The organism is Amycolatopsis sp. WAC 01416 (assembly GCF_003947485.1).
In the GTDB taxonomy this organism is placed as follows: domain Bacteria; phylum Actinomycetota; class Actinomycetes; order Mycobacteriales; family Pseudonocardiaceae; genus Amycolatopsis.
The window spans coordinates 41851-67265 of sequence record NZ_QHHX01000011.1; the positions used below are offsets into that span (position 1 = coordinate 41851).

Sequence of the window (25415 nt, forward strand, 5' to 3'; positions counted from 1 at the left end):
CAGGTCAAGTCTCCATCAGTTTGTCGAGGGTGATGGGGAGGTCGCGGACACGGCGGCCGGTGGCGTGGTGGACGGCGTTGCCGATGGCGGCGGCGATACCGACGGTGCCCAGCTCGCCGATCCCGCGGACGCCGAGTGGGTTGAAGACGGTATCGGGGTGGCTGAGGAAGCGAACGTCGATCGGTGGGACGTCGGTGCCGACCGGAAGGACGTAGTCGGCGAGGTTCGCGTTGGCGATGCGGCCGGTGTCCGGTTCGACGTGCGTGTTCTCCAGGAGGGCCTGGCCGACGCCGAAGATCACGCCACCGGTGATCTGGCCGCGCGCGGTCTTCTCATTGACGATCGCACCGGCGTCGATGACCGTTGTCACGCGTCGCAGGCGGGGTTCTCCGGTCCATCGGTTGACCGCGATTTCGCAGAAGTGCGCGCCGAACGAGGTGAAGGCGAACCGCTCGCGCTCAGACCCCAGCGCTGTGGTCTCCGTCGCGTCGATCCCGGCGAGATTGACGACGCCGAGCAGGGTGCCGAACGCGATTCGCCGCCGTGGCCCGACGACGTCACCGCGTTCGTAGCGGACCTGGTCCCGGTTCAGCCCGTGGAAGGGGGAGCGTTCGTGTGTCACGGCGAGTTCGAGAAGCGCGCGCGTCGCGGACAGGGCCGCCGCGTGGACGGCCGGCGCGGAGCTCGCCGTACCCGCGGAGGCGAACGCGCCGGGGTTGTCGGCCAGCGCGGAATCGCCGAGAGCGGAGCGGACGCGGCCCACCGGGATACCGAGTGCGTCGGCACCGACCATCGCCAGCACCGTCCACATCCCGGTGCCCAGATCCGACGTCGCGGTGGACACCGCCGCGGTGCCGTCGGCCTGGAGCCGGACCTTTCCCGTGGTGCGGTACCGCGAGGCCGGATAGGCCGCGGTCGCCATCCCGGTGCCGATCAGCCATTCGCCGTCGACGACCGACCTGGGCACCGCGGCACGCCGTGACCAGCCGAACGCCTCGGCGCCGACGCGGTAGCACTCGTCGAGATGCTTGCCGGACCAAGGCACGCCGCGTCCCGGGTAGGTGGTGGCGTAGTTGCGCATGCGTAACTCGACCGGGTCGAGGCCGAGCCGTACCGCCAGTTCGTCCATGGCGGTTTCCAGCGCGAACGAACCGGCTTCCGGCCCGGGTGCCCGCATCGGCGTCTGGGGCGGGACGTCCAGCGTCACCAGGCGTTGTCCGACATGGATGTTGGGGGAGGCGTAGAAGTACCGCGAAGTGGTGTGCGGCGCCGCCTCGTAAAGGAAGCCGTCGCCGCCGCCCGACAGACTGGCGTAGGCGTCGTGCTTGATGGCGGCGAGGCGCCCGCCGCGGTCGGCGCCGAGGGAGACCGTCTGGGACATGGCCGAGCGGTGACCGGTGACGCCGAAGGTCTGCTCCCTGGTGAGCACGATCCGGACCGGTCGGCCGAGTGCCTTGGCCGCGGCCGCGGCGAGCACGGGGTGCCCCCAGGTGAGGATCTTGTTGCCGAATCCGCCGCCGACGTGCGGGCTGAGCAGGTGTACCCGGGAGGGATCCACGCCGATCGTGGCCGCGATCGTCCCGGCGAACAGCTGCGGAGCCTGTGCTCCGCTGTAAAGGGTGAGGTAGCCGTCGCGCCACACCGCGATGGCGGCGTGCGGCTCCATGGCGCTGTGGTACTCGATCGGCTGCGTGTAGGTGGCTGTGACGACCACCGGGCTCGCACCGAGGGCTTCGTCGATGGACGCGACCCCGTCGGCGAGCAGGTCGAGCTGTGCCGGCTCGCCGTTGACGTCGTCCGGCAGGGTGGCGCCGGGTATCCCGTCTCGCAACGACGTCCGTGCCGGGACGGCGGCGTAGTCGACGCGGACCAAGGCGGCGGCGTCGCGAGCTTGCTCGAAGGTTTCGGCGACCACCATCCCGACGATCTGCCCGTGGTGACGAACCTGGTCGTCCTGCAACGGAAGCCAGTTGTAGCCGATGCCGGATTCGGCGCCGCCGAACAGCGGGAGCGGGTTCGCGTGACTGTAGACGGCGAGCACCCCGGGGGAGCGCCGCGCGGCCGTCGCGTCGACGGCGCGGATCGTGCCGCGCCCCACCGTGCTGAGCAGCAGGTGGCCGTTGGCGAGGCCATCGACCGGGTAATCGGCGGAGTACCGGGCTGCCCCGGTGACTTTGAGCCGTCCTTCGACGCGGGTGAGTGAGGTCATGTCCGGTCCGCCAGCTTCATCAGGGCACGGGTGATGGTGCGTCGCAGTAGCGGCACCTTGAACCCGTTGTGGGCCAACGGCCGGGCTCCTTCGGCAGCCAGCGCCGCGGCCTTCTCGACGACGTCGAGCCGCAGTGGGTTGCCGCGCAAGGCGTCCTCCACCGCGGCCAAGCGCCATGGCCGGGTGCCGACCCCGCCCGCCGCGAGCCGCACGTCACGCACGACACCGCCGCGTACCAGTACCGCCGCCGCTGCCGAGGCGAGCGCGAACTCATAGGAGGACCTGTCCCGCACTTTCACGTAGGTCGACCGGTTCGCCCAACCGAGCAGGGGCACCGTCACCTCGGTCACGAGCTCGCCCGGCCGTAGGTCGTTCTCGAGGTGCGGGGTGGTGCCCGGCAGCCGGTAGAACTCGGCGAGCCGGACGTCTCGGGAGCCATCCCGGCCGGTCAGCCGCACCGAGGAGTCCAGCGCCACGAGGGCCACCGCGAGATCGCTCGGATGGGTGGAAACGCAGGAGTCACTGGTCCCCAGGACGGCGTGCGCGCGATTGGCGCCCTTGATCGCCGGGCAACCGGTGCCGGGCGTCCGCTTGTTACACGGCGTCGAAGTGTCCCGGAAGTAGCCGCATCTGCTGCGTTGCAACAGATTCCCGCCGATGCTGGCCATATTCCGCAGCTGCGGCGACGCACCGGCGAGCAGCGCCTCGGAGAGCATCGGATACCGCGAAGTCACCACCGGATGCACGGCCACGTCGCTCATCCGTTCCAAGGCCGCGATATGCAGGCGATGCCGATCCGTCCACACACCGGTCAGCGGCAAGCGGCTGATGTCCACCACCCGGCCAGGCGTCAGCACTTCGAGCTTCATCAGGTCCACCAGCGTCGTGCCGCCCGCCAGGTAGGCCGAGCCCGGCGCGCCGGCGCGGTCGAGTGCCTCGGCCACGCTGTGCGTGATCGCGAAGTCGTACGGCCGCATCAGTCCGCCGCTCCCGCGGCCCGGACCGCGTCGACGATCCCGTCGTACGCGCCGCAGCGACAGATGTTGCCGGACATGAGCTCCCGGACCTGCTCGGCCGAGCGAGGACGCCCTTCCCGGAGCACGGCGACCGCCGACATGATCTGGCCGGAAGTGCAGAAACCACACTGGAAACCGTCGTGATCGAGGAACGCCTGCTGCACCGGATGCAGTTCGCCGCCGCGCGCCAACCCCTCGATGGTGGTGACCCGCCTTCCGGTCACGGAGCCGGCCAAGGTCAGACAGGACAGCACCCGCCGTCCATCGACGTGCACTGTGCACGCTCCGCACTGACCGCGGTCACAACCCTTCTTCGTGCCGGTCAGCCGCAATTCGTCGCGCACGGCATCGAGCAACGTCACCCGTGGATCCAGCCGCAGCCGCTCCATACGCTCGTTGACCCGTAACTCCACGTCGACGAGGCCGCTTCCCCCGGCGTCCGGCTCCGCGCCCGCCGCCTCCGTATCGGCGAGCTGCCCGCCGACCGCCAGCACCGCCGACGCCGTCGCGGTCCGCCCCAGAAAGCCGCGACGGGAGATTCTGCCCTCATTCGAATCGTCCATGCTCTGATCGGTCTGCACTGAACCTCCAGTAACCTCTCGGCGGCCGAGTCTCGTGGATCTCGTCCGGTTTCGATATCGCTCAGCTGAACAGCGGTCTCGGGTAGAGTTCGCGCCATGCTCGAGCTCAGGCCCAATTGCGAATGCTGCGATCGAGACCTGCCGCCCTCGGCGGACGCCCGCATCTGCACCTTTGAGTGCACCTTCTGCCCTGCGTGCACCGAAGGGCGCTTCGGCGGCGTCTGCCCCAACTGCGGTGGTGAGCTCGTGCGCCGGCCCGTCCGGCCAGAGGCCCTGCTCGAACGCCACCCGCCCTCGCCGCTGCGAGTGGTCAACCCGCACGCGGCCTGTTCACCGGCGGGGTAGTTTCACGCTCGGTGAGTTTGTACGTGGAGGACCCCTTCACGGCGCTGTTGCGGTGCACGTTTCCTCGCAGCCTGGTCCATGCTCGCGTCGCGAAAGTGGCTTTCGCGACAACATCCCGGCAGCGCCGGGCCTCACGTCAAGATTGACCCTCACTCGACCGGCCACACATCCCCGCCGACGTTGCGAAAGCCACTTTCGCAACCTTCAACGTTGCGAAAGTGGCTTTCGCGATACGCCACCTTTGCCTTACCTCTCAAGTAAAACGCGCTTGGCCCTAGCGACTCAAACTCTCATGATGGTAGCCGTGGCCATACCGTGAAAGTCACTTTCGCGACCCGCGACCCGCGACGCCGGCCGCCCTACTTGTGCCCGACACGCACCCGCATCGACGTACCGCTCTGCGACAGCACCCGGATCGTGGTCCCGGTGGCCGGGAGGGCCACTCCGGCGTTCGGCTGTTCGGGGAACAGGAACGTCCCGGTGTCGTCGAACAGCGGCACGGCGTTCCGCCCGCGGACGTAGCTGGGCTTTCCGTTGACGTGCAGGGTGAACGAATCCGCCTTGCGGAGCGAGAACGGCATGTCGTAACCGGCGATCCTGGACCGCCAAGGCACGCCTTCGATGTTGTAGATCGGCTCGGGGTGCGCGTCGATCGGGAGGATCAGCCCGGAGCCGAGGTGTTCACTGGTGTTGTTGTCCATTTCGGACGTGTCCCAATAGGACACCACCAAGCCGGTCTGATACGGGAAATGCTCGACGAAAGCAGGCCGGTCCGGGAACCCGAAGTTGTAGGGGCCCGTGCGCAGATATCGGCCGTAGGACTCGTAGGTGCGGTTCGACGCGAGGTAGAAGTTGTCGAACAGCCGGGTCTCGGTGGCGGCCGCCGTCCGGAAACCGTCGAGGGCCCAGCCATTCGCGCCGTTCTCCGCTCCGTCGGTCAGCAACGGCGCGCCGTCCGCGGTGATGGTGATGTCGTCGGCGAAGAACCCGCTCCGTGCCAAAGCGCCGTCGGTCCGATACTGGAATCGGAGCAGGGCCTTGCTGCCCGCGATCGAGTCGAGCGGCACGTCGATGTCGACCCAGTTCCCTCCCGTGGTGCTCGACAGTGCCGGCAGCCCACTGAAATCCCGCTGGAACGGTGCGCCGGCGGCGAGGCCGTCCACCGCGGTCCATGTGACGCCGCCGTCGGTCGACACCTGCGTGTAGAGGAAGTCGAAGTCCGGCTGGATGTCGTAGCGGGCTTTGAGCGTCAGTGACGCCGAGGTCTTGCCGGTCAGGTCGAGCGGACGGGTCATCGTGGTGGACAGGTTGTTGCCCTTCGTGCTCCACCACTGGTTCGGACCCGTGAACGGCTGTCCATGGTGGAACGTCTTCGGCTTGTCCGGCAGCACGACCACGACGGCCTGGGCCTTCGCCGAGTTGTATTCGTGCGGGCCGAGGTCGAGGGTGCGGGTCTGACCTGCCACCACGACCTCGTAGTCCAGCCAGCCGAGCTGCAGCTTGGACCATGCGTCCAGGTCGTTGATGCGGGTGCCGATGACCTCGCCTGGTCCGGACACTCGCTGCTGCGCCATCGGCGACCACCAGCTCACGTTGTTCGCGCCACCGTTGGTGTCGTACAGGTCGGGCAGGCCGAGGTCGTGCGCGAACTCGCGGCAGAACACGCTGATACCGCCGTTCTCCGGCTGGACGGTGTAGTTGCCGACCCAGATACCGCTGTCACCGATCTGGGTGCCGCCTCGCGGGTTGCCGTCCGGACCAGTGGTGGTGTTGGCGAACGCGTAAGCGCTGTGGCTGTAGATCGCGTCCTCGCCGTGGAGGGGATCCGCGTCGGCCTGGTCGGCGCCGGAGTGCACGATCTGGAAGTGGTCGAGGTAGCCGTCCGGTTCGTTAAAGTTGCCGTCGCGGTCGAAGTCGTCGCGATCCCAGACGTCGAACGTGGCGAGCTGCGCACGGATCTGCGCCGGTGTCCGGCCGGCGGCGAGTTGCCCGCCGTACCAGGCGTTGACGGCGTCGGTCACCAGGTCGAAGGAGTTGGCGCAGACGACGCCGGCGCACGGGAAACCGTTCGAGCGCCCGTAGCGGGCCTCGTTGAACGGCACCGTGGTCCAATCGGTGACCATACCCTCGACCGAGTATCTGCCTGAGGACTGCTTTCGGTAATAGGCGGCTAGCGAGTCGGCGCCGGGAGCGGTGGAGAAATACAGATCCTGGTAGTGGCGGCGGTCGTAGTCCGGTTGCCAGATGGTGGTGTTGTTCGTTCGCCGGTCGGGCTCGGGGATCTGATTGTGCCGCGGACCGTCGAAAACTACCGGGCCCGGGATGGCCGGATCGGTGTCGACGTCGGGGTAGGACGGATGCCGCTGGTCGCCGAACTCGGCGAGTACCACGAAGATCCGGTCGGTCGATTCCCTGGCCAGCTCGACGTACTCGTCGACGGGGCCGCCCGTCCTGACCACGGTGCTCGCGCCCCGTCGCTCGGCGACTTCCTTGCCCTTCAGGACATCCGCGATCCCTTGCTGCCGCAGCTTCCGGCGTTTCACGTCGTCGGGGCCGGGCAGATCATCCCCGCCGCGGGCTTCGGCGACGGCCGCGGGTGCCGCGATCGCGGCCGGAGCGCCCGCCGTCGAACCGGCGACCAGGGTGGAGACGCACAGGGCGGCACAAAGTCTTCGTAACAAAGGAGATCCCCTCTCGAACTGACTCGTGAGTGGCGATTCGTGTGCTGACCCTGACTACCACTCACGACCACCCCGACCAACCGTCCGCTGGAGCCATAACCGCTCAAGCGAGAGAACACCTTGCGCCACAAGACGTTCCCGTGAACGATCGGCTCCTTCGTTCAACTGGTTCCGGAGCGGCAGTTGAGCGCTCCAAGGCGCCGTTCGATTCCAAGGAGACTGACATGACCGAGAGCGGTCGCCGCTGGCGGATCCTCGTGGACCAGGACCGCTGCATAGGTTCCGGGGTGTGCGTGGGAGACCTTCCGCACCGGTTCCGGATCGTCGACGACAGGTCACAGCCGGTCGACGTCGAGATCGGTGCCGACGAGGAGGTGCTCGCCGCGGCCGATTCCTGTCCACGGGAAGCGATCCGCGTCGTGGACGTGGCGACCGGTGAGGTACTGGCACCCCTCGAATGACCGTGGCTCGACCAAGACACCGTGTCCGGCCCGCCGGACACGTGGAGGATGTTGATGCAAAGCCGTCGAACGACGAAGGTCGAAAGACTCTCGGCCGACTTCGTCCAGGATTCCTACACGTTGTACGCGCGGTTGCGGGAAGCGGGCCCGCCCCGGGAAGTGCTGATGCCACACGGTATCAAGGTGTGGATGGTGACCCGCTACCGTGACGCCCGCGCCCTGCTGTCGGATCCGCGGATCAGCAAGGACGGACGGCGGGTCAACGAGCTGTTCGCCCGGCACGCCGAGTCGCCGGACAAGACCCCCGCGGCGGTCGACGACGAGCTGGCCGCGCACATGCTCAACAGCGATCCGCCGAACCATGTCAGATTGCGAAGACTGGTCGGCAAGGCCTTCACCGAACGCCGGGTGAAACTCCTGCGGCCGCGGATCGAGGAGATCACCGAGGAACTGCTCGACCGGATGGCCGGCGCGCGGGAGGCGGAACTGATCGAGGATCTGGCCGCCCCGCTGACCATCACGGTCCTCGCCGAACTGCTCGGCGTGCCGCCCGAGAATCGCGAGGTCTTCCGTGCCTGGACGAACACGCTCGTCGGGGCGGACCACACGCCGGAAGAGGTCGCCACGGCTTCGGCGGCGGTGGCCAGGTTCACCGAGGACCTGATCGACGCGAAACTCGCCGATCCCGGCGACGACATGTTCAGCGCGCTGGTACTGGCCACCGAGAAGGGGGACAGGCTCAGCAAGGACGAGCTGGTGGCGATGGTCTTCCTGCTCGTGGTGGCCGGGCACGACACCACGTTGAGCATGCTCGGCAACGGGGTGTACACCTTGCTCCGCCATCCGGACCAGCTCGCCAGGCTACGGGCGGACCCGGCGTTGCTTCCCGCCGCGGTCGAGGAACTGCTGCGGTACGAGGGTTCGGTCAGCCTGGCGACGTTCCGGTTCACCACCGAGGACATCGCACTGGACGGCGTGACGATTCCCGCCGGCGAGATCGTGGTGGTGGCGCTGGGCTCGGCGAACCGCGACGCGGAGAAGTTCGAGCACGCGGACAGCCTGGACATCACCCGCGGACTCGGCGGTCACCTCGCCTTCGGCCATGGCATCCACTACTGCGCGGGCGCGCCGCTGGGCCGTCTGCAGGTGGAGATCGGCATCGGCGGGTTGCTGGAACGGTTCCCGGACCTCGCGCTGGCGGCGGAACCGGAGCAGCTCCGGTGGAAGACAAGCACGATCATGCACGGCCTCGTCTCGCTGCCGGTCTCCCTGCACGGCTAGGCGCTGTCCTGCAAGACCCGCCCCGCCGCGAAAGGCCCGACAAGCCTTCGCCGCGGGGCATCGGCGTCTTCGGGCGCCGATGCCCCCTGACCGCGTGATACCGTTGCGGAATGGGCGAATTCGATTTCCTCGTAGGCTCGTGGAATGTCCTCAACCGCCGTCTGACAAAGCGGCTTGCCGGTAGCGACGATTGGGTCGAATTCACGGCACCCGCGAAGAGTTGGAGCCTTTTCGAAGGAAAGGCGAACGTCGACGAAATCGTCTTTCCCGACGGAGTGCGGGGACTGACCCTGCGGTTGTTCGATCCAGTGGCCCGGAAGTGGTCGTTGAACTGGTCCAGCAGTGACACCGGGCGGCTCTTCCCGCCTGTCATCGGCGAGTTCACCGATGGACGCGGCGTCTTCTACGGCGAGGACACCGAGGGTGATACGCCCGTACGGGTCCGGTTCATCTGGTCGGACGTCACCGAGAATTCGGCCCGCTGGGAACAGGCCTTCTCGATCGACAACGGTGAGAGCTGGGAGGTCAACTGGATCATGACCTTCAACCGTTCCTGACGATCATATTTCCGCGAGCGGCGATCGGCGGTGCGCAATCGTCGCCGCGTGACCGAACCGGCCGCTGTCTGCTTCTCTGGGCCGCATGCAGCAACGCATCGAAGCCTCCCAACTGATTCCCGGACGCGGCACGCCGACCATGGACGCTGTCGTGATCGTCGAAGGCGACAGGATCCGCTACGCCGGTCCACGCGACGGGGCGCCGGCCACACCCGGCGCCGACGTCACCCGTGGGCATACCGTGATGCCCGGAATGTGGGACTGTCACGGGCATTTCATGGGCCTGCGCAGTGCGGACCTGCACGATCTGATGCACGAGCCGATCGCCTTGCGGTCGGCTCGGTGCGTGTCGGACCTGCGGGCCTGCCTCGACTCGGGCTTCACTTCCATCCGCGAGGTCGGCGGTCTCGGTATCCACTTGGTCCGCGCGGTCGCCGAGGGCACCATCGAGGGACCGACGATCTACAGCGCGGGCACGGCCTTGTCGACCACCGGTGGACACGGCGACGTGCACGGCTTCCCTGTTCCGTGGATCAACGACTTCGGCCACCTCGGCGGGGAACTGCGGCTTGCCGACGGACCCGCCGAGTGCGCGCGGGCCGCCCGTGAACAGCTGCGCAACAACGCGAAGCTGATCAAAGTGTTCGCCTCCGGCGGAGTTCTGTCCGAAGTGGACCATCCGCATCATCAGCAGTTCACCGACGCCGAACTGGCCGCGATCGTCGAGGTGGCGGGACAGGCCGAGCGGGTGGTCGCGGCGCACTGCCACGGCAAGGCGGGCATCATGGCCGCGCTGAAGGCGGGTGTTCACACCATCGAGCACGGCACCTATCTCGACGAGGAAGCCGCCGCGGCGATGCGTGAGACCGGCGCGATCCTGGTGCCCACCCGCGCGATCATGCACCTGCTGCTCACCAGCGATCTGCTTCCCGCCTACGCCAAGCGAAAACTGGAAGAGGTGGCCGGGCGGCATCTCGACGCGATCGCCTTGGCCCGCGAGGCGGGTGTCACCATCGCGCTGGGCACCGACCTCGCCATGACCGGCCCCGACCGGCCCACCCAATGGGGGAAGGGCGGCATCGAGCTTTCGCTGATGGTGAAGAGCGGTGCCACCCCGCTGGAGGCGATCGAAATGGCCACGGCCACCGCACCCGCCACCCTCGGACCGCAGGCTCCGCGCTCCGGGCAGCTGCTGGCCGGCTACGACGCGGACGTGCTCCTGCTGGACGCGGACCCGGTGCTGGACATCGACGTCCTCGCCGATCCGGCGCACGTGACCGATGTCTGGAAGTCCGGCCGTCAGGTGAAGTGAAGGCAACAACGGCCGTAGAACCCGAGTACATCGAGAGAACACTCGCGGCGGCGATGGTCTCGGTGACGAAGCCCCGGCTCCATGGAGAAATGCCCATGAGTGACACGATTGTCGATTTCGACGCCATCATCACGCGGTATGCGACCTTCACCTTCGACGACTCGACGCCCCTGCTCGACGCGGGGCTGGAATCGCTGGCCTTGCTGCGTCTCGCGGTCGACGTGGCGGGTGACGACGACGCCGAGATCGACGCCACCCGGCTGGTCGATCTGCACACGGTCGCCGATCTGAAGCGCTGGCTGGCCGATCTGGCCGCCGCCGGTCAGGACGGGGGCGCGCGATGACGACCCGCAGACTCTTCGACTGGTTCGACGATTCGGTGGCGGTTCACGGTTCCTCGACGGCGATCGAGGTCGCCGGGCTCACGCTGACCTACGACGAACTGCGGGCCGCCGTCGAGCGGATGGCGGTGCGCTTGGTGTCGGCCGCGGGCAGACGACCGGACAGGGTCGGCCTGCTGACCTCGCGCAGTCTCGCGAGCTACGTGGGCTACCTGGCGATCCAGCGGGTCGGCGCGGCCGTGGTGCCGCTCAACCAGGGCGCGCCGGTCGCGAGGAACCTGGCGATCACCAAGGACGCGGGCCTGGACGTGACGATCGTCGACGACACGTCCGCCAAGCAGTTGCCGGAGTACCCGCGGCAGTCGGGTATCCCGATCGTCGACCTGACCGGTGACCGGTGGCGTGGCCTGCTGGACGGCGGCGAGCCGCTGCCCGAGATCGGTTCCGGCGACGGGGACGTCGCCTACATCATCTACACCTCCGGCTCGACGGGGAGCCCGAAAGGCGTGCCGGTGACGCACGAATGTGTGTCCTCGTTGCTGGAGGACAACATCCGCCGGTTCGGCTTCACCGACGACTGCCGGGTTTCACAGACCTTCGAGCTCTTCTTCGACGGATCGATCGTCGAGCTCTTCGCCACCTGGGGGACCGGCGCGACGTTGTGCGTCCCGCAGCACAGCGAAGTGTTCGCGCCGGTGCGCTTCGTCAACGAGAAGCGGCTCACGCACTGGCTTTCGGTGCCGTCGATCATCTCCTTCGCACGCAGGCTGCGGGCCCTCGCCCCGGGCAGTATGCCCAACCTGCGCCGGGGGATGTTCGGCGGCGAACCGCTGAACCTCGAACAGGTCGAGGTGTGGCGGGCCGCCGCACCCAACGCGACCATCCACAACTGTTACGGGCCGACGGAACTGACCGTCATCTGCACCGGATACGAGGTGCCCGCCGCACCCGCCGACTGGCCGGTCACCTCGAACCGTTCCATGCCGATCGGTGAGCTCTTCCCGCATCTGGACTATGTACTGCTCGACGAGGAATTCCGGGAGTGCGAGGACGGCGAGCTGTGCGTGCGCGGCCCGCAGCGCTTCCCCGGCTACCTGGACCCCGACGACAACGCCGGGCGCTTCCTTGCCTTCGACGGCGAGCAGGGCACGGTCTACGACGGTACCGAGCCGCTGACCCCCGGGCACTGGTACCGCACCGGTGATCGAGTGCGCCGCGAGAGCGGTGAGCTGGTCCATCTCGGCCGCGTCGACGACCAGATCAAGGTCCGGGGCAACCGGGTCGAACTGGGCGAGATCGAGTCGGCGCTGCGACGGCATCCGTCGATCGCCGAGGTGGTCGTGGTGGCGCTCACCGCCGCCGACGGCGAGGTGGACCTGCACGCCGTCTACGCGGGCGATCCCGTGGACGAGACGGAGTTCGTCCGCCTGCTCGAGGACCTCCCGGTCTACATGCGCCCGAGGGGTTACCACCAGCGCGACAGCATCCCGTTGGCCGCCAACGGGAAGGTCGATCGCAAAGGGTTGACCGAAGAGATCCTGCCGATCGTCCGCTGAACACCGGAAAGGAATTCCGTTGAACGCTCCCGTCGCGACGGACACCGGCATGTTCCCGGCCAGTGCCCTCATGGAGATGCTGTGGTGGATCCATCAGAGGGCCAGGAACAAGTCCGTCTACAACCAGACCTGGCCGCTGAAGGCCGACCGGCCGCTGGACTTCGACGCCCTGCGGGTCGCCTGGCAGGCCGTGGTGGACCGATACGAGGCGATGCGTGCGAGTCTGCACCATCGTGACGGCGCGATCATGGTGTCCATTGTGGACCACATCGACGTCGAACCGCAGTGGATCGCGATCGAGGATCCCGGCTCCGTGCCGGTCGAGCCCCTGCTCAGGTCGATCGCGGGGGAGATCCAGGAGCGGCCGCTCGCGCTGGACGTCGCGCCGGCGGCACGGCTGGTGGCGGTGACCGTCGGAGATCAGCACGAGTTGCTGGTCACCGTCCACCACGCCTTCGTCGACGGATGGGGGATGCAGCTGCTGATGGACGACTTCGCCAAGGCGTACGCGGCGGCTGTCGCGGGTGAGGAGCCGGACTTCGGTGCCGAGCCCCCGGTGTCGTTCCGGGAGCACATCCTCGCCTCGAACGCGGCCCGCGCCGACGGCCGCTGGGACGCGAGCCTGAAGTACTGGCGCGAGAAGCTCGACGGCGCGGTGACCACGACCCTGGTCGCGGACCGGCACACCTACACCGGCACCGGCAACAAGGGCGGGATGGTGCGGTTCGTCTTCAGCAAGGAGGCCGTCGACGGCATCGGCGAACTCGCGAAGCGGTACTTCACCACACCGTTCAGCGTGCTGTTCGCCGCGTTGCAGACGGTGCTCGCCCGTGGCGGCGCCGGACCGGAGGTGTGCACGGGCCTGGTCAGCGCCAACCGTATGACGCCCCAGGACCAGGCGCTGGTCGGGTATCTGGCCAACGTCCTGGTGACCAGGACCGTCATCGAGGACGGCGACTCGTTCGGCACGGTGGTCGAGCGGGTCCGTGACGGCATGTGGGACAGCCTCGCCCATCAGACCGTGCCGTTCTCCCTGGTGTACGGCGCACTCACCGAATCGGCGCAGGCCCGGCTGCGGGACGCCATCCCGCTCCTGGTCACCTGGTACGGATCGATCGGCGTCGGGCTGCGCCTCGGCGACGTCTCGCTGAAGCTGCAACGCGCGCCGAACCGCGCGGCCCGCACCGACCTCGGGTTCGGGGTGTTCGACGTCGACGGCGAGTACGTCGTCGAGTCCGAGTACAACGTCGGCCGGTTCGACCACTCGACGGCGCGGCGCCTGTTCCAGGACATCGACCGGGTCCTCGCGGAGGGCGGCCTCGATCCGGAGCTGCCGGTGGGCACCATCGAGGTCGGCTCCAGGACCGCACCCGCCTATCTGGAACACACCATCCCGGCGGCCGAACCGGACACCACGGAGATGCCGCGATCCGCGGCGCTCGACCAGGTCCGCAGGGTCTGGACCGAGGTGCTCGGCACTCCGCCGGCCGGAGCGGACGAAGACTTCTTCGCGACCGGAGGCCGGTCGCTCAAGGTCGTGCAGTTCGCGTCGGCCATCGAGTCCGAAAGCGGCGTGACGCTGGACATCACCGGGTGGCTCACCGAGCCGACCCCGCGGCGGGCGGCCGAGCAGCTCGACGGCGGCTCCGGCGCCGACGACGGCAGCACTCTTGTCGTCCTACGGGAAGGCGGTGGCCCGCATCTGCATCTGCTGGCCGGCGCGGGCGGCAGCGTGCGGGACTACCACGAACTCGTGGCCGAACTTCCGCCGGACTGGCTGGTCACGGCATCGCAGGAACGCACGCCGCTGGACTCGATACCGGCGATGGCGGCGAGGTTCCGCGCCGATCTCGATGCCGAGGACCTGCGTCCCGATGTGCTCGGTGGCTGGTCGATGGGCGGCCAGATCGCGTTCGAGATGGCGGCGACCGGCCGGGGCGCCCCGCCGCCGGTGGTGCTGCTCGACTCGACACCACCGGTCCGGCACGACATCGCCCCCGAGGTGCGGGACGCCGTGGTGTACGAGGTCTTCTCCGAGAACATGGCAGCGACGTTCGGCGCGACCCTCGACGGCACGCCTGCCCGGACCACACCGGGGGATCCCGAGCTGGCGATGCGGGTGCTGGCCGCCCGGCTGGCCACCGCGAGCGGGCAGCCGGTGTCGGTGCCGATGCTTCTCGAGCGCTGGACGACGTTCAACCGGCACACCGACGCCGTCGGCTCGTACCTCAACGAACGGCCGCTCGCGGTTCCCGCACTGCTCGTCCGGGCGGACCTGGCCGAGCACCAGGTGGTTCAGTGGACCACGCAGTTCACCGCACCGCCGCGCCTGATCCGGGTCGAGGCCGACCACTACGGCGTCCTCCGAGCCCCGGTGATCGCGGAGATCGCCGGCGAGATCGTGCGACTCCGTGACACCGCAACACAATCAGTGTGAACTTGGAGGAGCTGTGTCCGAGCGACCCTCGACCGTTCCCGCCGTCGCGACCGAGCCCCGGCCGTCGCAGCGGCGCAACGAGTGGCTGCTGATCTCATTCACCGGGACGACCAACACCGCGGACGCCGTGATGCGGGTGGCGCTTCCGTTGCTGGCGACCACGGTCACCGATTCACCGGCGCTGATCGCCGCGGTGGCGATCATGCTGACCCTGCCGTGGCTGATCACCGCACTGCACATCGGTGTGCTGGTGGACCGCAAGAACCGGCGCTCGCTGATGGTGGGGGCCGAATTCGCCAGGATGGCCGCGATGGCGGTGATGCTCACCGCGGTCGCGGCGGGCTTCGTCAACCTGCCGTTGATCCTCGCCGTGGCACTGGTACTGGGTGTCGCCGAGGTGGTCGCGCAGCTGTCCGCGATGTCGATCATCCCGACGGTGACGCCGAAGAGCCGATGGCAGTCGCTGAACGCGCGGCTCACCGCGACCGAATACGTCACGTTCAGTTTCCTGGGCGCGCCGATCGGCGGATTCCTCGTCGCCGCCGGATTCGCGGTCGCGCTGGGCGCGAGCGGCGCGGTGTACCTGTTCGGAGCGGTGCTGCTGACCATGCTGGCCGGCGACTTCGCGGTGAAGCAGGCCAAAGAGCGCCGTCCGGCAAGAGTGGAGATCCGCGAAGGTCTGTCGTTCCTGTGGCGGCACCGGTTGCTGCGGACGATGGCCGCGCTGATCACGGGCATGGCGGGCTGCTGGGCCGCGTGGTACGCGCTCATCCCGGCGTACGCGGTCGGCGGGCCGCTCGATCTCACGCCCGCGCAGTACGGATTCCTGCTGACCAGCCTCGGCGCCGGTGGAGTGCTCGGCACGGTCCTGGTCGGCCCGGTCAACCGGTTGATCGGCAGACGCTGGGCGATGTTCGTCGACATCATCGGCACGGTGCTGATGGTCGGGGTGCCCGCGGTGGTGCCGGGCGCGCCGGCCAGTGTCTGGCCGGTCGGTGTCGCCGCGTTCTTCGCGGGCGTCGGCGGGACGATGTGGACGGTGAACTCCCGGGTGATCAGCCAGTCTCTGGTGCCCAACGAGCTGCTGGGCCGGTTCAGCGCGGCGAGCAGGCTGCTGTCCTGGGGCATGCTCCCGGTGTCGGCGGCGATCGCGGGCGGTCTGGCGGAGCTGTTCGGCTTTCAGGTCGCGTTCGGGGTCTTCGCGGTCGTCTGCCTGCTGATGATCTACCCCTTCCTGCGGGTGATCACGGCCGCCGCGATCGCCGCGGTCGACACCCCGGCCGCGGAAAGCGGCGGCAAGTGATCGATCCACAAGGGACGATGTACGGCTGGTTCCTCGACACCGTCCGGAGATGCCCTGATGCGACGGCCATCGAGGTCCGTGAGGACACGCTGAGCTACAGCGAGCTCCGGCTGCTCACGGACAGGCTGGCGGCCGGGCTGGTGCGGGCGGCGGGCAGGCGCCCGCACGCGGTCGGGCTGCTGGCCGCCCGCAGCCTCGCCACCTACGCCGGTTATCTCGCGGCGCTACGGCTCGGTTCGGTCGTCGTCCCGCTCAACCCGAAGTTCCCGGCCGACCGCAACCGGACGATATGCGCGGCGGCCGGGGTGGACGTGGTCGTGGTCGACGAGGCGGGCGCGGCGGAGGTGGTGGACGGCACGGGCGCCGTCGCGCTGCCCCTGCTCGGCGATTGGCCCGAGCGGCTGCCCGAGCCGTGGAACCCGCTCTACGACGGCGATCCCGACGCCGTGGCGTATCTGCTGTTCACCTCCGGCTCGACCGGAACGCCCAAGGGCGTGCCGATCCGGCACCGCAACGTGGCAGGCTACCTGGCGCACTGCGTGGAGCGTTACGCGGTCGCGCCCGGTTGCCGGCTCTCCCAGACCTTCGACCTGACCTTCGACCCCTCGGTGTTCGACCTGTTCGTCGCGTGGAGCACCGGCGCGACCCTGGTGGTTCCCTCCGACGCGGAGGTGCTCACCCCGGCCCGGTTCGTCACCGGCAAGCGGATCACCCACTGGTACTCGGTGCCGTCCGTGGTCTCGCTCGCCGGTCGGCTGCGCGGGCTGCGCCCCGGCGCGATGCCGGAGCTGCGCTGGAGCGTTTTCGCCGGCGAGCAGCTGACCGTGGAGCAGGCAAGGGCCTGGGCCACCGCGGCACCGAACAGCGTGCTGGAGAACGCCTACGGTCCCACCGAGCTCACCGTCACGGTCACCGCGTACCGGCTGCCTGCCGATCCCGGGGCGTGGCCGGACACCTCGAACGGCACCGTGCCGATCGGCCGGGTGCACGACGCGCTCGACGCGGTGCTGGTCACCGAGGACGGCCGCGCGGGTGAGGACGGCGAATTGTGCGTTCGCGGCGGCCAGCGCTTTGACGGCTACCTCGACCCCACCGACGACCACGGCCGGTTCTTCCGCGGCGAAACGTCGTTCGTCGTGGCCGACGGCGCGCCGCGAGACGGCGATTGGTACCGCACCGGAGACCGGGTCCGGCGGGAACACGGCGAACTCGTCCACATCGGACGGTTGGACGATCAGGTCAAGATCCGCGGCTACCGCATCGAACTGGGCGAGATCGAGGCCGTGCTGCGGAAGCATCCGGGAGTGCGGGACGCCGTGGTGATCGCCGTGCCGGCGCGCGGGCAGACCGTGCTGCATGCCCTGCACACCGGCGACCCGGTCGACGCGGGCGAACTGACCGCCGCCGTCGCCCGCCGCCTCCCCGAATACATGGTCCCGGCCGTGGTGCACCACGTCGACGTCCTGCCCGTCAACGCGAGCGGCAAGATCGACCGTCGCCGCCTCGCCGCGGAAGTGACCGACGCCGTGCGGTGACGGCACCCTTTCGCGTTTCGGCACCTGATTGCGTTCCTTGCCTGCTCCTAGCCCCGCTCGGAAGTCCGTTAAGGCCTCCTTCACTACCTTCAGGGTAGGTAAGGAGGCCTTCAGCGCGGTGAGCGCTATGAGTGACCCCTTGACGACCTTTGCCATGGTGCGAAGGGGACGTAACTCGCGTGATTGAGGACGTAACTCGCGTGCTTAGAGGCGTAACTCGCGTGATTGGAGGCGATCCGTCTCTGATCACGCGAGTTACGCTTCTGATCACGCGAGTTACGGGGACACTCGGCCTGGCGTTTCGGCACCTGGTCGCGGCGGGATGCCCGGCTCAGTCACCCCGCCACCCGCCGCGCGAAGATCGCGCACAGCGAGTCGATGTCCTGCAACGCCTGAGGAGTCAGGTCTTCGTCGTCGAGTACCACCGCCAGCCGCGTCTCGACCCGTTCGATGATGTCGACCAGTCCGAAGGAGTTGTAGTTGGGGAGCTCGCGCAGGGTGGTGGCGGCGCGCACGGTGGGTTCGTCGATCCGCAGCACGTCCTGGATCGCGCCGAGCACCGCGGCGCGGGTGGTGTGCCGGGCGGCGAGCCGGGCGGCGATGGCGACGTCTTCGTGGAGCAAGCGGCCGAGGTCGTCGAGCACGGCGGTGCCAGGGGCGCCGGTACGGGATCGGCGCGAGGCCACATAGCTTTTCGAGGCGAGGGTGAGCCAAGCCTTGGCGTGTTCGTCGACCTCGGGGCTCGGCCGGTCGTTCCGGGCGAGCCAGGCACCGTGCAGCAGGCGCGAGCGGCCCAGCAGCCAGATGTCCAGCACCAGACCGTCGCCGTGGTCCGCGGCGAGATAGGCGTCGATGGCGGGGACGGCGTCGGCCATCGCCTTGGCGTTGACCGCGAGGACGTCGGGCTGCTCGGCGATCGGTTCGGCGGTGAACCGCAAGGCGGTGGCCGTGGGCAGCATGGCGTCCAGTTCGCTCGGGGAGAGCCGCCACACGCCCGGACGGCACGGACCCCACGGGGTCTCGTCGTGGTAGGCGTCGACCACCGTGTCCGATGTGGACAGAAGGAACGTGTGCTCGGTGTGGCGACGGCCGGCGTACGGCGTCCACGTCAGGCCGTGCGCGTCGGCGATCACGTACAGCGGGCCGGCTTCGTCGGCCAGCGCCCGCAGCCGGGCGCCGTCGATCCCGTCCCAGCGTCGCGCCACTCGCAGGCCAAGCGTCTCGTGCGCGGCGGCCAGCCGGTAGGGCAGGGAGCCGGCCACTCTCGGCCCCGGCTCGAGATCGAACCGCAGCGGGGCACCGAGTGACAGGTGCGCGCCCGCCTCGCCGTGCCGGTCGGCCAGCACGGCGAGGTTGGCCTGCAGGCAGTCCAGCGCGTCCGCCCGTATCGTCTCCAGCAGCGGCGACCAGAGCCGGTCGTACGTCTCGGCCAAGGAGGTCACGATTCCCGCTCCAGGCCGAGGAACGCGTCGACCTCACCGGTGAGCCGGTCCAGGTGCCGCGGTTCGAACACGTCGTAGTGGCCCGCGTCCAGGGTCGCGGTCCGCAGATCCGGCGCGAGCTCGCACCACCGTCGCAGCGCGACGGTCCGGCCGGAGATGCCGTCGTCGGCGTCCCTGCACATCAGCAGCAGCGCCCGCCCGGGATACTCGCGTTCGGCGGCATACCCGGCGAGCGCGTGCGCCTGTGCCCGGAAGGTGCGCTCCACCCTGGCGACGGTGTGTTCGTCCGGCCGGGGGCCGAGGCCCCCCACGATGAGCTTCCTGATCCGTTCGTCGTCCTCGGCCGAGGCGTGGCGGGGCAGCGGCGAACTGTCCACGATCACCAGATCCGGCCGCGACCCCCGGTCGGCCAGCCGCACGCACATCTCCCAGCCGACGGTGCCGCCCAGCGACCAGCCGAACACCAGCGCCGGGGAGCGGTCGCCGAGCGCCGACAGGGCGGACTCGGCCATCGCCGCGATGCTGTCCTCCGGCGGTTCCCCGGGCACCAGCCCGGCCGCGCGCACGGCGTAGACGCTGTAGTGACGGCCGAGGTGGGAAGCCAGTCGCAAGTACGGGTTCAGCCCGCCGCCCGCGCCGGGCAACATCACGCAAACCGGCCGATCCTTACGGCGTACCAGGGTGACCAGCCTGCTCGGCGGCTCTTCGCGTACGGGCTCGTTCATTGCCGGACCAGCGCTGCCAGCGTCGCCACGGTCGGCGAGCGGAAGAACTCGACCAGCTGCACGGCCACTCCGTACCGCTCCTGCACCTGGCCCACGACGGTGAAGATGTTCAGCGAGTGCGCGCCGTACTCCAGCACCGGGCGGTCCCGCTCGACCTGGGGCACGCCGAGCACCTCGGCCCAGATGCCTGCCAGCTCCCGTTCGAGGTCGTCGGCGTACTCGGCGGTGGGTGCGGGTGTCGCCGCTCGCTGCGCGCTCAGCCGTTCGGCCAGCACCACCAGCGCGGCCCGGTCGGTCTTGCCGCTGCGGGAAGTCGGCACGGACTCGATGTCGACGATCTCCGCCGGTGCCATGTACGACGGCAGCCGCTCGGTGAGCGCGGCCCGGACCCGCTCGTGGTCCGGCGCGGAGCCGGGCTCGGGCAGCAGGAAGAGCAACGGCCGTCGATCGATCCCGTCACCGCGCACCGCGGCCACCGCCTGGCGCACGTCGGGCAATCCGGTCGCCACGGCTTCCAGCTCGCCGAGTTCCACCCGATAACCGCGGATCTTCACCTGGGTGTCGTTCCTGCCGAGGAAGATCAGCGCACCGTTTTCATCGCGCACCACGTGATCGCCGGTGTGGTAGGCCGTTTCGCCCGGCGTGAAACCGTCGGGCAGGAACCGTTCGGCGGTGCGCTCCGGGTCGTTGACGTAGCCCACCGCGGGCGAGTGACCACCGAGCAGCAGCTCGCCGGGGACCCCGGCCGGCGCGAGATGACCGGTCTCGTCGACCACGTACGCGGTCACGTTCGGCAGCGGCAAGCCGATCGGGACGTGGCGTGACCACGGCGGGTCGGCCGCGGTCAGCCGCCAGGTGGTCGCGGCGTTGGTCTCGGTCGGCCCGTAATGGTTGACCAGTGTGCACTGTGGATGGTCGGTGAAGAACGCGCGGATCTCCTCGTCCACCAGCAACTGCTCGCCCGACACACACAGATATCGCAGCGACGGCAGGTGCGTCCGCACGGACTGCACGAACGGGCGCAGCGCCGCCACCGGAAGGTAGAGATGGGTCACCTCGGTGTCGGCGACCCGGCGCACCAGCTCGGGGAAGTCGCGCCGGTCGGCAGGCTCCCGCGACACCACGGTCGCCCCGGCCAGCAGCGTGGGCAGGATCTCCTGGAACGACACGTCGAACCCGGCGGGCGCGTACTGCAGGAACCGGCTGTCCGCGGTCATGTCCAGCGCGGAGATCTGCCAAGCGGCGAGATTGAGCAGCGGCCGGTGGCCCATGAGCACGCCCTTCGGCAGCCCGGTCGAGCCGGACGTGAACATCACGTAGACCGGAGAGTCCGCCGTCGCGACGGCCGCGGTTTCCACATCGGACTCGAATGCGGCGGCCGGTGCGACCTCGACCCCGTGCAGGGTGACGCCGGACCCGATCACCACCCGGCAGCGGGACTGCCGCACCATGTACGACAACCGGTCGGCGGGCAGGCTCGACTCCAGTGGCAGGTAGGTCGCGCCACGCCGCAGGATCGCCAGTATCGACGTGACGGTCTCGCTGAGGGAGTCCAGCCGCAGCCCGACGACGTCTCCCTGGCCGACCCCGCGGCCGGCGAGCCCTGAGGCGATGCGCTCGGCGGTACGGGATAGTTCGGCGTAGGTGAGCGTGCGGCCGGGTTCGGTGACCGCGACGGCGTCCGGAGTCCGGCGTGCGGTCTCGGCGAACCACTCGTACAGGGTCGGCGACGGCACCTGCGCCGGATACCCGTCATGGCGACGGCTTCGCACGGCCGAGGCGTCGTCGAACAGTTCGGCGAGGGTGAGCGTGCCGTCGGCCACCGTCCGGCGCAGGGCGGTCCGCATCGAGTTCAGCAGGCCGTCGGCGACCGCGGGCGGGATCAGCTCGCTGTCGTACTCCAGTTCCAGCAGCCACCGGCCGCCGACCAGGGTGGCACCCAGCCACAGGTCGAACTTGGCGGTGCCGTTGCCCGGCTCGTACGCGCCGACCACCGCACCGGTCCCGGTCGCCGGGTCGAACGTGTCCTGCATGGCGAGCATGCAGGAGAACAGGGGGTTGCGGTCGCTCGGCCGGTCCGGCTGCACCTGCGCCACCAGCTGGTTGAACGGGACGTCCACCGCGGAGCGGCAGTGGTCCACCGCGGCGCGGACGGTCTTGTCGAGGTGTTCGTCGACGGTGCGTGTCCAGTCCACGTCGACGGTGACCGGCAACGTGTTGACGAAGAACCCGCACAGGTCGTACGAGCCGATCGTGCGCCGCGCGGTGAACGGGCTGCCGATCAGCACCCGCGTCACGCCGCCGTGCCGCGCCAGCACCGTGCCGTACACCGCGGAGAACACCACGAACGGGCTGACCCCGAGCCGTTTACAGGTGGCCTGGAACCGCTCCGTCTCGGTTTCGCCGAGGGTCCACGAGATCCGCTGTCCGGCGAACTCCGTCCGGTGTGGACGGTCGGGTCGCGGGTACAGCACGAGCGGCGGGACCTCGCGCAGCCGTTCGGCCCAGGTGGTGACCTGTTCGGCCGTCCGCGCCGAACCCGCGGCCCGGTTCTGGGCGTTGAGTTCCTTCACCAGCGCGGCTTCCCGGCTCACCCTCAGCGTTTCCACGTCCATCGGGCCCGCCAGGGCGCGGTCGAGGTCGCGCACGATCGGGCCCATGGAAACCCCGTCGCCGACCAGATGGTGGCCGCAGATCAGGATCGCCGCGGCACTGTCGTCGGTGGCGCGCACGAAACCGAACCGGTGCACCGGTCCGGTCGTCAGATCGAACGGCGCGCGGCCGATGTCCCTGCCCAGCGCGGCGAGTGTGGCGGCGTATTCGGCGGGCGGCACGGAGATCGACTCCAGTGGCAGCTCGTCCGCGGTGGGCGGAGGCCGCAGCACTGCGTGCATTTCCGGATGCAGCCGGAACACCTGGCGCAGCGCCGGCTGAACGGTGACCAGGGCGACCAGCGCTCTGGTCACCGTCTCGGCCAGCGGGCCGGCGCATTTGGCCGGATCGAGGTCGAACTGGATGACCTGGTTGTAGATCTGCTTCGTCGGCACCAGGCTGTCCACCACCAGCAGTCCCTTCTGGGACTCGGTGAGGTGGAGTGTCGCCGTGTCGGCCAGCTGGAGTTCTGCTGTCATGCCGAGAGAGTCGCCGGATCCGATGTACCGCCGATGTTCCGGCGATGCAACCGTGCTGTGGCGCGTCGCACGGCCCGGCGGAACACCGGCGGCGTATCGCGAGCACATCGGCAGTACATCGACGGCGGTGAGCATCTGCCGCATGTCGACCAACAGCTTGCCCGTCACCGCGCCGCCGACCGAGGACCTGGCGCCGCAGGGGGGCCGGGTGGTGCTCAAGATAGGCACGTCCTCGCTGCTCACGAACGGCAGGCTGGACGCGGTCAAACTCGACAGGCTGTGCGAGATCGTCCACAGAGGACTCGTCGCGGGCCTGCACCCGGTGCTGCTCGCTTCCGGGGCCATCGCGATCGGCCGCGGTAGGCATCCCGCGCTGGCCGTGGACGATCCGGCGGCGTTACAGGTGTCCGCAGCGCTCGGTCAGTCTCGGCTGTACTCGGCCGTCGAGGCCGCGTTCGCCGAACGCGGCGTGCAGACCGGGCAGCTGCTGCTCACCCCGCCCGACCTGGTCGAGGACGAGCGGGGCGGAGGCGTCGGGCACACCTTGCACACCATGCTGGCGCTGGGCATGGTGCCGGTGGTCAACGAGAACGACGCGCTCGGCGTGCGCAACAACGACGTGCTCGCCGCGCTGCTCGGCGGCTACCTCCAGGCCGAGCTGCTGCTGTTGCTGACCAACGTGCCCGGTTTCTACGACAGCAACCCGAAGCTGGCCCCCGGCGCCCGGCACATCGAGGAGGTGCCGGTGCTGACGGCCGAGACCGAACGGCAGGCGGGCGGCGCGATCGGAGACGGCGGCACCGGCGGCATGCTGATGAAGCTCGGCGCGTGCTGGATCGCCACGTACAGCGGCGTACGCACGGTCATCGCGGAGAGCGCGGACCCCGACGTGCTGGTCGCCGCGCACTGTGGCCGCCCCGCGGGCACGGTGTTCCACCCGCGCGCGGTCACCGGCGCGACTCCCGGTATCGGAACGCTCTGGCGCGCGTTCCGGACCCCGCCGGTCGGGGCGCTGCACTGCACCCCGGCGGGCACCGACGTCGTCGTCCGCGGGGAAACCGTGTGCCACCACCACATCGCCGCCGTCCACGGCACCGTCGCGCCAGGTGACGTGGTCGACATCTGTGACCAGCACGGGCGGCCGCTCGCCCGTGGCCCGCTGAGCCGCGCCGTCGAGCCAGGCCGCCCGCCGACCGCACCCGTTGTCGACGGTGGCGACTACGTACCGATCATGGAGGATCTGCCATGTCAGTGACCGACGTCTGCCGCGCCGCGGCCGAGGCGTGGACCGAGATCAAAGGGCTGACCACCGCGCGCAAGAACGCGCTGCTGCTGGACATGGCCGTCGCGATCGAGGAGCACCGGGACCGGATCGTCACGGCCAACGAGACGGACGTCGCCGCCGCCCGCGACAACGGTGTCTCGGCAACGCTGGTCGATCGGTTGACCCTGACCGAGCGGCGGATGGCGGGTCTGGTCTCGGCCATCCGGACCATCGCCGACCTGCCCGATCCGGTCGGCCAGGTGGTCGAGGGCTGGACAAGGCCCAACGGCCTGCTGATCGAGCGGGTCCGCGAGCCGATCGGGGTGGTCGCGGTGATCTACGAGGCGCGGCCCAACGTCACCGCCGAGGTCGCCGCGCTCTGCCTGAAGTCGGGCAACTGCGCCGTACTGCGCGGCTCCTCGATGGCCATGGCGACGAACACGGCGATCATGGCCGCACTGGACAGCGCGATCGACCGGCACGAGGAGGTGCCCGCCGGTGCGGTCCAGCTGCTCACTGACCCGTCTCATGACGCCGCTCGGGAACTGATGCGCGCCAAGGAGTTCGTCGACCTGCTGGTGCCGCGCGGCGGGCCGGAACTGATCGAGTCCGTCGAGCGCAACGCCACCGTGCCCACGGTGATCGACGGCGCGGGCAACTGCCATGTCTACATCGACCATTCGGCGGATCTGGAGATGGCCACGGCGGTCACGGTCAATGCCAAGACCTCCCGGCCCAGCGTGTGCAACGCCATGGAAACCCTGCTGGTGCACGAGGAACTCGCGCGGGACTGGCTGCCCGACGTACTCGACGAGCTGTCGGCCGCGGGTGTGGAGATCCGCGGTGACGTGACGGTCCGCGAGGTCTGGCCCAAAGCGGTGGCCGCGCGCGAGGAGGACTGGGGCACCGAGTACCTCGACCTGGTGCTGGCCGTGCGGGTGGTGCCGGACGTGGGTGCGGCGATCGCGCATATCGACCGGTGGGGCACGTCCAACGCCGAGGCGATCGTCGCACGGGACATCGACGTGGCCCGCCGGTTCGCCCGCGAGGTGGACTCCGGCAGCGTGTTCGTCAACACCTCGACCCGTTACTCCGACGGCGGCGAGTTCGGCTACGGCGTCGAGATCGGCGTGTCCACGCAGAAACTGCATATCCGCGGTCCGATCGGGCTGACCGCGCTGACCACCGTGAAGAACGTCGTCTGGGGTACCGGACAGACGAGGATCGTGTAGGGGAGC

19 protein-coding genes are annotated in these 25415 nt (G+C 69.3%); 12 read left to right on the forward strand and 7 right to left on the reverse strand.

Annotation, left to right across the window (positions count from 1 at the left end):
- Positions 1-4 precede the first annotated feature (4 nt).
- From DL990_RS33195 to DL990_RS33205, 3 genes are read right to left on the reverse strand one after another with little or no spacing between them, the layout of a single operon-like run.
- Positions 5-2209 (reverse strand): xanthine dehydrogenase family protein molybdopterin-binding subunit, encoded by a 2205-nt coding sequence (locus DL990_RS33195; RefSeq protein WP_125801075.1) that lies wholly within the window; start codon positions 2207-2209, stop codon positions 5-7.
- Positions 2206-3186: a xanthine dehydrogenase family protein subunit M gene (locus DL990_RS33200; RefSeq protein ID WP_125801076.1), complete on the reverse strand. Its 981-nt coding sequence runs from the start codon at positions 3184-3186 to the stop codon at positions 2206-2208. Before DL990_RS33200 ends, DL990_RS33195 begins: the two co-directional genes overlap by 4 nt.
- On the reverse strand, positions 3186-3788 hold the full coding sequence (locus DL990_RS33205; RefSeq protein ID WP_125801077.1) for a (2Fe-2S)-binding protein: 603 nt from the start codon (positions 3786-3788) through the stop codon (positions 3186-3188). The genes DL990_RS33200 and DL990_RS33205 overlap by 1 nt, the downstream gene beginning before the upstream one ends.
- Before the next feature lie 114 nt (positions 3789-3902).
- On the opposite strand from DL990_RS33205, the gene DL990_RS42500 reads away from it, so the two are divergent.
- A complete protein-coding gene (locus tag DL990_RS42500) occupies positions 3903-4151 on the forward strand; it encodes a DUF1272 domain-containing protein (protein ID WP_125787256.1) in 249 nt (82 codons plus the stop codon).
- Positions 4152-4510: 359 nt separating this feature from the next.
- On the opposite strand, the gene DL990_RS33215 is transcribed toward DL990_RS42500, so the two are convergent.
- Positions 4511-6832, reverse strand: coding sequence for an immune inhibitor A domain-containing protein (locus tag DL990_RS33215; RefSeq protein ID WP_125801078.1), 2322 nt, complete (start codon positions 6830-6832; stop codon positions 4511-4513).
- A 224-nt stretch (positions 6833-7056) separates the two neighbouring features.
- Here DL990_RS33215 and DL990_RS33220 point away from each other — a divergent pair, with 224 nt between their 5' ends.
- From DL990_RS33220 to DL990_RS33260, 9 genes are all read left to right on the forward strand, one after another.
- The gene (locus DL990_RS33220; RefSeq protein WP_125795773.1) at positions 7057-7293 is read left to right on the forward strand and encodes a ferredoxin; all 237 of its coding nucleotides are present in this window, start codon (positions 7057-7059) and stop codon (positions 7291-7293) included.
- Positions 7294-7347: 54 nt separating this feature from the next.
- Positions 7348-8574, forward strand: a complete 1227-nt coding sequence (locus DL990_RS33225) for a cytochrome P450 (protein WP_125787254.1) — start codon at positions 7348-7350, stop codon at positions 8572-8574.
- 110 nt (positions 8575-8684) lie between these two features.
- Positions 8685-9131, forward strand: coding sequence for a hypothetical protein (locus DL990_RS33230; protein ID WP_125801079.1), 447 nt, complete (start codon positions 8685-8687; stop codon positions 9129-9131).
- An 85-nt stretch (positions 9132-9216) separates the two neighbouring features.
- Positions 9217-10443 (forward strand): amidohydrolase family protein, encoded by a 1227-nt coding sequence (locus tag DL990_RS33235; RefSeq protein ID WP_125801080.1) that lies wholly within the window; start codon positions 9217-9219, stop codon positions 10441-10443.
- Positions 10444-10538: 95 nt separating this feature from the next.
- Positions 10539-10787: a phosphopantetheine-binding protein gene (locus DL990_RS33240; protein WP_125787251.1), complete on the forward strand. Its 249-nt coding sequence runs from the start codon at positions 10539-10541 to the stop codon at positions 10785-10787.
- Positions 10784-12340, forward strand: a complete 1557-nt coding sequence (locus tag DL990_RS33245; RefSeq protein WP_125801081.1) for an amino acid adenylation domain-containing protein — start codon at positions 10784-10786, stop codon at positions 12338-12340. The genes DL990_RS33240 and DL990_RS33245 overlap by 4 nt, the downstream gene beginning before the upstream one ends.
- Before the next feature lie 19 nt (positions 12341-12359).
- Positions 12360-14777 carry a condensation domain-containing protein gene (locus tag DL990_RS33250; protein WP_125801082.1) on the forward strand — a complete coding sequence of 806 codons (2418 nt, stop codon included), beginning with the start codon at positions 12360-12362 and terminating at the stop codon, positions 14775-14777.
- Between the two features lie 13 nt (positions 14778-14790).
- A complete protein-coding gene (locus DL990_RS33255; RefSeq protein WP_199746714.1) occupies positions 14791-16080 on the forward strand; it encodes an MFS transporter in 1290 nt (429 codons plus the stop codon).
- The gene (locus DL990_RS33260; protein WP_370451385.1) at positions 16077-17615 is read left to right on the forward strand and encodes an amino acid adenylation domain-containing protein; all 1539 of its coding nucleotides are present in this window, start codon (positions 16077-16079) and stop codon (positions 17613-17615) included. Before DL990_RS33255 ends, DL990_RS33260 begins: the two co-directional genes overlap by 4 nt.
- Before the next feature lie 335 nt (positions 17616-17950).
- On the opposite strand, the gene DL990_RS33265 is transcribed toward DL990_RS33260, so the two are convergent.
- Genes DL990_RS33265 through DL990_RS33275 form a run of 3 tightly spaced genes read right to left on the reverse strand, consistent with a single transcriptional unit; the run spans position 17951 to position 22913 of the window.
- A complete protein-coding gene (locus DL990_RS33265) occupies positions 17951-19057 on the reverse strand; it encodes an acyl carrier protein (RefSeq protein WP_199746715.1) in 1107 nt (368 codons plus the stop codon).
- The gene (locus DL990_RS33270) at positions 19054-19782 is read right to left on the reverse strand and encodes an alpha/beta fold hydrolase (protein WP_125787248.1); all 729 of its coding nucleotides are present in this window, start codon (positions 19780-19782) and stop codon (positions 19054-19056) included. The genes DL990_RS33265 and DL990_RS33270 overlap by 4 nt, the downstream gene beginning before the upstream one ends.
- On the reverse strand, positions 19779-22913 hold the full coding sequence (locus DL990_RS33275) for an amino acid adenylation domain-containing protein (RefSeq protein WP_125801083.1): 3135 nt from the start codon (positions 22911-22913) through the stop codon (positions 19779-19781). Before DL990_RS33275 ends, DL990_RS33270 begins: the two co-directional genes overlap by 4 nt.
- A 142-nt stretch (positions 22914-23055) precedes the next feature.
- Between DL990_RS33275 and proB the strand changes: the two genes are divergently transcribed.
- Positions 23056-24168 (forward strand): glutamate 5-kinase, encoded by a 1113-nt coding sequence (gene proB / locus DL990_RS33280; protein ID WP_158632679.1) that lies wholly within the window; start codon positions 23056-23058, stop codon positions 24166-24168.
- A complete protein-coding gene (locus DL990_RS33285) occupies positions 24159-25409 on the forward strand; it encodes a glutamate-5-semialdehyde dehydrogenase (protein WP_125787245.1) in 1251 nt (416 codons plus the stop codon). The genes proB and DL990_RS33285 overlap by 10 nt, the downstream gene beginning before the upstream one ends.
- Positions 25410-25415: the final 6 nt, after the last annotated feature.